Source organism: Stenotrophomonas sp. YIM B13575, assembly GCF_042787595.1.
Taxonomy (GTDB): domain Bacteria; phylum Pseudomonadota; class Gammaproteobacteria; order Xanthomonadales; family Xanthomonadaceae; genus Stenotrophomonas; species Stenotrophomonas lactitubi_B.
On the sequence record NZ_JBHZOP010000220.1, the window covers coordinates 1 to 1,534 of the forward strand.

General features: G+C 67.4%; 2 protein-coding genes. Both read right to left on the reverse strand.

Annotated elements, in window-relative coordinates; all coding sequences use genetic code 11:
- Positions 1–457: 457 nt before the first annotated feature.
- Positions 458–1,123 carry a peptide-methionine (S)-S-oxide reductase MsrA gene (msrA, locus tag ACFX4F_RS21330; RefSeq protein WP_180166839.1) on the reverse strand — a complete coding sequence of 222 codons (666 nt, stop codon included), beginning with the start codon at positions 1,121–1,123 and terminating at the stop codon, positions 458–460.
- Between the two features lie 30 nt (positions 1,124–1,153).
- The gene (locus ACFX4F_RS21335; RefSeq protein WP_380658369.1) at positions 1,154–1,417 is read right to left on the reverse strand and encodes a DUF2007 domain-containing protein; all 264 of its coding nucleotides are present in this window, start codon (positions 1,415–1,417) and stop codon (positions 1,154–1,156) included.
- Between the last annotated feature and the right edge of the window lie 117 nt (positions 1,418–1,534).

Consider the following 1,534-nt stretch of genomic DNA (forward strand, 5'->3'; position numbering starts at 1 on the left):
GTTGGGCTCGCGGGGGACGCCGTGAATCCGTCCCTGGAGGCTTGGCCGCCGCATCCATGCGGCGGACACCCCCGCGAACCCAACCCGCCCGCCCTCTGACAGTTTCCTGCGGCGGTCCGCCACGGAAGAAAGAAAAGAAGAGCAAAAGCGGGTCGCGCGCTACGCGTGCTCACAAACAAAAAGGACGCGGCGAAGGCCGCGTCCTTTTTGTTTTTTCAGGTCGTCAGTAACCAATGCTGTTGCACACCGTCACCGGGAAACTGTCGAAGGCGGGACGGGTGCAGATGGCGGGACCGTCCACGGCATGGATGCCGTGGCCGAGCCCCCAGGGATGGGTTTACGGCGTGTCCCGCCATCTGTACCCGTCCCGCCAAACCCACAGCAACCCAGAGCCGCTTTGGCTTTGGCTTTGGCCGTTGCTTTCAGCTTCTGCCCGCCGCAGGCGGACCACCGCGCGTCAGCGCGGCACCTCCACATCCAGCCCGATCGGGCAGCTCACGCCAGTACCGCCGATGCCGCAGTAACCGTTCGGGTTCTTCGCCAGGTACTGCTGGTGATAATCCTCGGCGTAGTAGTACTCCGGCGCCGGGTACACGATCTCGGTGGTGATCGGCCCGTATCCGGCCGCGGCCAGCTGCGCCTGGTAGGCCTCGCCGCTGGCCAAGGCCGCCGCGTACTGCGCCTCGTCGGTGGCGTGGATCGCCGAACGGTACTGGGTGCCGGTGTCGTTGCCCTGGCGCATGCCTTGGGTCGGGTCATGGCTCTCCCAGAACAGCTGCAGCAGCCGCTCCAGGCTCACCACCGCCGGGTCGAACACCACCTGCACCACCTCGGTGTGGCCGGTCAGGCCCGAACAGACCTCTTCATAGGTGGGGTTCGGGGTGATGCCGCCGGCATAGCCCACCGAGGTGCTGTACACGCCCGGCTCGGTCCAGAACTTGCGCTCGGCACCCCAGAAGCAGCCCAGCGCGAAGCGGATCTGCTGCAGGCCGGCGAACCGGTCCTTCAGCGGATGGCTGTTCACGAAGTGCTGGTTGCTGTGCAGTGGCAGCGGTTGCTCGCGGCCCGGCAGCGCTTCTTCCGGGCGCGGCAGGCGCTGCTTGAAGGCCCCGATGCCGAGGATGCCCTGGCCAATTCCCAACATGATGCGCTCCTACGCCGGAAGGCCGGCAATGTCGTCTACATCTGAAATGGGGTCGCCGGGGGCGTGGCCCAAGTCCAGCGCGGCGACGATGTCCTCGGCCTGCGGGCGCGCGGCGTCCGGGATCCCGACCCGCAGCACGCCGAACAGCGGCAGCTCGCCCATGCCACCCAACAGCGACTCGCCGAACACGAACGCCGGGATGCCGGCGTCTTCCAGCGCGTGCTTGACCAGGTGGGCGTCGAACAGATTGTCGGCCTTGTACACGATGTGCATGGGGCGGCTCCGTGGGACAGGATTCCAGCATACGCCCGGGGGCTGAATGGTGCCGCTGCGCTGGCCGGGCATGGCCCGGCGCTACCGGTGCGGGATGATAGCGCCGGGCCATGCCCG